We start from the raw sequence: 6,000 nt of genomic DNA on the forward strand, positions 1-6,000 counted from the left end.
TAATTTCATCTCTCAAAATAATATCTATTATATAGTATTAAAAATATTATATAATAGAGAAGCGTATATACTATGTATTATTATATATTATTCTTTCAGAACATCAATGACTTTCATCATTTATGTCAAAATTTCTCCATTTTTTCATTTTTTCAAATTGTAAATGTTCTGGACAATTAATTCCATAAATTATTTGACTATGCCCTATAGCATAACCAACTATACTTCCTAATGTGGCAGGTACTCCCAGTCTTAAACCAGCCATCTCTATTAACATGATTGCTGCAGCAATTGGAACATTAGCAATGCTTGCAAAGCTAGCTGACATGCCTGATATCACTAGAGACGATGATAATCCTAAGTTCCCATTAGCCACTAATGTAGATATACCATTTCCTGAAATAGCCCCAATAAATAAGGCCGGTATCACAAGTCCTGCACTTCCTCCTGAAGCTACAGTAAAAGATGTCGCTAATATTTTGCCTAAAAAAAGTAAAATTAAAAATATTATAGAAAAATTTTTATCAATCATCTGTTGGATAATATGATCTCCTGTACCTCCAACTTGAGGAAGCACCAATAGTATTAATCCGGTCATTGCACCACCTAAAATTGGGTGAATTTTTTTATAGGAGAGTTTATCAAAAAATCTTTGTGTCCAAGAAAAAACTCTCATAAATAATAGAGAAGCTATTCCTGCTACAATTCCTGTTAAAATAAATAAAGGTATATTATATACATCTGGTAAATAATTAGGAATAATGAATAAAGGCGTTGAATCTGATATCATGCTATAAGTTACAAATCCCATAGTTGAAGAAAGCATAGCGGGAAAAAGGTCTTCATAATGAAGGGAAGACCGATATAAAACCTCTACTACAAAAATACCTCCACCTAAAGGGGATCTAAATATAGCTCCAATTGCACCTGCTGCTCCACAAATAGTTAAAATCCTAATATCTTCGTTTGTAAAATGTTTATTTATAACTGGTATTTTAGATACCATTTTGCCCATACTCCCCCCAATTACAAGTATAGGTCCTTCCACACCGCCACTACCTTGAAATCCTAAAGTTATTGAGGTAGCTATCAGTTTGCTAAATAATGTTTTTGTCTTTAAATACCCTACACTCTCGTTTACTTCACATACATAATGGTCTGTTCCAAATCCTGAAGCCAGTTTATCCCAGAAATATATAAATGTAACTAAGATACCTCCTATTAATGGTGCTAGTCCTATATGTACATAACTACTTAAATTCCCAACAAATTTGATTAACATTTTTAATGCAACTGCTGTAAATCCACCCCCAATCCCTACTAATGTGGCAACCACTAACCATTTTATTATATATTTTCCTACATATTGTGAAATATTTTTCATTAACATTGCCTCCTTGCAAACTAAGCTTATATAAAAGTTAAGGACTCTAGTCTAATGGTTTATCACTCATATTTTACTATAAAGAATTTTAAAAACGAAATAAAAGAGAAAAAGAAGCTCAAGATATGTAATTTTCTTGTTCTTCTTCATTAATCTGTTAATAATTATTTATTTAAATGTATATCCATTTGTGGATATGGTATTGAAATATTTTCTTCATCAAAACGAATCTTTGCTTGTTCTAAGATATCAAAGTATACTCCCCAATAGTCTTCACTTTTAACCCATATACGCACAGTATATTCAACAGCACTATCTCCATGACCAGTTAGTCTAATAAAAGGCTCTGGTTCATCAAGTACAGATGGGTGATTATCTACAATATCCTTCAATGTTTTGATAACATGATTGTTATCTGCTTCATATCCAACGCCAAAAGTTAAATCAACACGTCGTGTGCTATTCTTAGAATAATTTACAATACCAGCATTTGATAAATCTCCATTTGGTATATACACTGATTTATTATCTGGAGTAACCAATTCTGTATAAAGAATCTGGATACCTTTAACAGTACCACTATAACCAGCACCTTCAATAAAATCCCCTATTTTAAATGGCCTCAATGTTAATAGTAATATTCCTCCTGCAAAATTTGACAAGGATCCCTGAAATGCTAAACCTACAGCAAATCCAGCTGCAGCTAAAATTGCTACAAAGGAAGTTATGTCAACTCCTAGAATACTGATGACTGATAAAGCTAATAAAATCTTTAAAATGGCACTTATAAGGGACATGATAAAGGGTTTCAAGCTATTATCCAATTTTGAACGTTGTATTTGTTTTTCTAACACTTTAATTAAAAACTTAATAATTGTAGAACCAACTATTAGAACTATAATGGCTAAAAATATACTTTTAATAATTGGCATCACTACTTCTATCCATTCCATTTTATCATCCTTTCTTTGTTAATACTTTGTCTAGTTGTATTTACCCATAAACTATAATATTAATCCATTTATCATATTTTATTTTCTTTCCTTTAACCATGACCTATAATCTTTAATGTTTCTCTATTTGACTTTTCAATTCTACTATTAGTTTTAATAAATTTTATCACATTGATGATATAATATCTAGTTCAAAAATTTGTTACATAGTATAGCAAAATATTCTTCACCTTCCATTTCATTAAGGAGATAATCGGGATTTATGCCTGTCCCTTCGATTTCTTTGCCATTTCTAGTATAAAAACTACCTACTGTTATTTTAGCCCATCCTAATATATCTTTATTATTTAAAATAATTCCTCGTTCCATTGCTTTCAATGCATTTATAGTTGGCTTTTCACATAAATCATTATTATTAAAAAATGCTTCTTCATTCATAATAGGAATAAATTTCTGTATCCTTGATTTTCCATGGGTCTTGTTTCCAACAATATACCCAGAACCACTGTCCTGAATTGCCCCTGTAAGAAGCTCAGCAGCACTAGAAGTTTCCTCGTTCACAAGAACAATAAGATTATATTTCAATTCCTTAAGATTTGAGTAATACTCCATATCCTCAAATTCTTCAGAATAATAATCGATTTTAGCTATTAAGCCTTCCTTTACAAATAGTTGTCCGACCTTTACACTTTCTAATATCTCTCCACCTTTATTATCTCTTAAATCCAAAACAAGATTATTAATATTATTTTCATCCATAATCTTTAAAACATCTACAACTTTATCATAAATATCATCATTAAAAGTAAATATACGTATATAGCCTATATCTTTGATGATCTCATACTCTACAGGTATTCTATCTATATCATCTTTTCTGTCAAAAATATTGATTGCTAACTCATCTTTTGAGAAAAAATTGCTATAAGGGTCTATGGAGCTGTGTATTTTTTTTAGTTTACCAATAGTATCTAATTTTGAATTGTATTTGATAAGCCTTTCCCCATATCTACTGTTGAATAATGGATAATATTCTGTTATCTCTTTGATATGAGTATTGAAATAATCAATATCTCTAACTGCATAAGCATCCAAGGGTAGTATCCATAAAAATATCAATATAAAAATTATAGCTTTTTTCATACTATCACCTCATTGTATAAATGGCTGCCAGATTAAGCTGACAGCCATTTCAGATTTTTATTATTTAACCAATATTAATCTACATATTGCTGTGTTGTATAGTTCCATTTATAGTCAATGCTACCATCTTCATTATAATATATCCATAAATCTACTTGTTTACCATTTTCATAGCTACCTTTAGATTCAATCTTTCCATTCTTATGATAGTATTCCCAAGAACCTTCCATTGAATCATCTTCATAACTACCTTTAGAAGCTAAAGTTTCATCATCATGATATTCTTTCCATTCACCGGTTTTATTACCTTTAGAGAACTGACCTTCCGATTTCTTATTCCCATTATCATGCCATAATATATATGATCCTTCTAACCAAGATCTATATACTTGGTCTATATCATCATAACTATATTGATAATATGCTTCTTTCGTTTTTCCATTATTATCCCCTGCGAATTCTTCATGAAGACCATTATAATAATTATCTTTGTATACATATCTTTCATAAATATATCCATTTACATAATGTTCCCAAAGTCCTTGCTTTTCTCCGTAGCTATCTTCGTACCAAACTGAGTAATCATATAAAGTACCATTTATCTCCCTTTCTTGCTGAGAATAATCTACGCCTATATTATACGAATCTTCAACTACTGGATAAACCTCTATTGTGATTTTTGGAACGAATTCCATATACTCATCCGACGGATTAATAACATTCTCTGGCAGATTAAATTCACCTTGGAATTCATATGAACCTGTATAAGGGTATTTGCCTATAACCTCATCTACAGTAGGATAGATTCTCTCAGAATTCTCTTTCCATACTAGGTCGATTTCAATTATATTATTTCCAGCATTAATGTAAACCGGAACTTTTTCAGGCAAATAAGCTAAGGCTTCCTCTAATGACTTCCCTTCAGGTATTTTGATTATATCTAAATCAACCAACCCTGAAATAACATATTCTGTAGTATTTGCCTCTCTGTATTTTATAGTATAATTCATATTCCCAACATCACCCATTATAGCAGTATATTTCTCAAGATCAGGATAATATCCATCAATTTCAGGTGCTATAATTGTATAACTATCTCCTACTTTTACTTCTCTAGTTTCAGTTGCTTTTGCTTCTCCTAGCTCATTACCATCCTCATCTGCAAATACGTATCTTATAGTTACAGTATAGTATTTGTCATTGTTATAATATGTTACTATTACCTGATTGAGTCCTTCTTCCATAATCCCACTTACCACTGGATTATCAGTATAATATCCTTCCACGGTTGGTGAAGGTATATTGTACTCTTGCCCAATTTTTATGTCCCCATCTATATATGGTTCGGGCGCTTCTACCTTTTCATCATCTATAACATATTCTATTAACAAAACCTTATAAGGCTCGTAATCCTTCATATATGATACAATGACAGTCTCATCCATTCCTATAGTACCTTCCACTGTATCCTTATCAGGGGTATACCCTTCAATTTTTGGTACAGGAATATTGTATTTATCTCCATATTTGTAATCTTTCTTTTCAAAGGTTGGAGGTAGTATTACATCCTCATCGTCAAATTCTAAAACATAATATACTGTCAAAGTATAATAAACTTCATCATTTGGGTCTTCTGGATTATCTAGGTCTTCTGGGTCTTCTGGGTCTTCTGGGTCTTCCTTTTCATCATAATCTTCATCATTATTGTCGTCATCGTTGTTGTTATCATTATCATCATTGTCAATATCTTGTTCTTCTTCTATTGATTCATCTTCTTCTAATAATTCTTTTTCAATTTCATCTAAAATTCCATCTATTGGCCTATTTTCTATCTCCTCAATTTCTTTAATTAATTCATCATAAATCATATCAAACTCTTCAATGCTCATATCCAATTGTTCTAACATATTATCTATATCCTCATAGGTAAGGTCATTAAAATCCGAATAAATATCCTCATCATTTTCATAATCCATTTCATAGATTATATCAGAAAACAATTCCTGATATTCTTTCATAAATGCCTCATCCAATATGTCAGATTCAAAAAATTCTTTTGGAATCTTTCCATCTTTTAAAGGTATTTGTACATAATCAATATTTCCATCTTCAGAATCATTACTGATTTTAATACCAAGAATCTTATCTTCATATACAAAATCGATAATCTGCTCCCCTACATAGAATAATTTATTACCATAATCTAATCCTCCTAAGTCAGGTAGTCCAAAAATTGCAGAAACTGGAGCATAATCATCTTTCATCTCCTCTAAAGTCATGGTTAATTTACCATTTTCTCCAACAATAATAGTACTTGCTGTAGAGCTTACATCTAAAACAACATCCAATCCTGAAACAACAACACCTACTCCCTCTCCCAAAGTCAAGTATCCAGCTGCTGCTGTAGAAAGACCAGCTGTAATCATTGTTCCACCTATGAAAAGACCTACTTTACTAGCTGTTTTAGTAGCTTTTGCTAATAACTCCAAATTTGCATAAAAAGCTTCTTCTTCAATAGCT

At 31.0% G+C, this 6,000-nt stretch carries 4 protein-coding genes; all 4 read right to left on the bottom strand.

Annotated elements, in window-relative coordinates; all coding sequences use genetic code 11:
• Positions 1 to 103 precede the first annotated feature (103 nt).
• Entirely contained in the window at positions 104 to 1,384 is a 1,281-nt protein-coding gene (locus VK998_RS03890; protein ID WP_325225701.1) for a chloride channel protein, read from the bottom strand.
• A gap of 164 nt (positions 1,385 to 1,548) precedes the next feature.
• Positions 1,549 to 2,337, bottom strand: coding sequence for a mechanosensitive ion channel family protein (locus VK998_RS03895; protein WP_325225703.1), 789 nt, complete (start codon positions 2,335 to 2,337; stop codon positions 1,549 to 1,551).
• A gap of 186 nt (positions 2,338 to 2,523) precedes the next feature.
• Positions 2,524 to 3,480: a S41 family peptidase gene (locus VK998_RS03900; protein WP_325225705.1), complete on the bottom strand. Its 957-nt coding sequence runs from the start codon at positions 3,478 to 3,480 to the stop codon at positions 2,524 to 2,526.
• Between the two features lie 74 nt (positions 3,481 to 3,554).
• On the bottom strand, positions 3,555 to 6,000 hold a 2,446-nt coding region (locus VK998_RS03905), incomplete at its 5' end, for a MucBP domain-containing protein (RefSeq protein ID WP_325225708.1).

The sequence above is a fragment of the Schnuerera sp. genome (genome assembly GCF_035459645.1).
Taxonomy (GTDB): domain Bacteria; phylum Bacillota; class Clostridia; order Tissierellales; family Tepidimicrobiaceae; genus Schnuerera.

What these genes read in the sequence shown, in the direction of transcription:
- VK998_RS03890 (WP_325225701.1), bottom strand. Translation starts at nt 1,384, where the DNA reads ATGAAAAATATTTCACAATATGTAGGAAAATATATAATAAAATGGTTA.
- VK998_RS03895 (WP_325225703.1), bottom strand. Translation starts at nt 2,337, where the DNA reads ATGGAATGGATAGAAGTAGTGATGCCAATTATTAAAAGTATATTTTTA.
- VK998_RS03900 (WP_325225705.1), bottom strand. Translation starts at nt 3,480, where the DNA reads ATGAAAAAAGCTATAATTTTTATATTGATATTTTTATGGATACTACCC.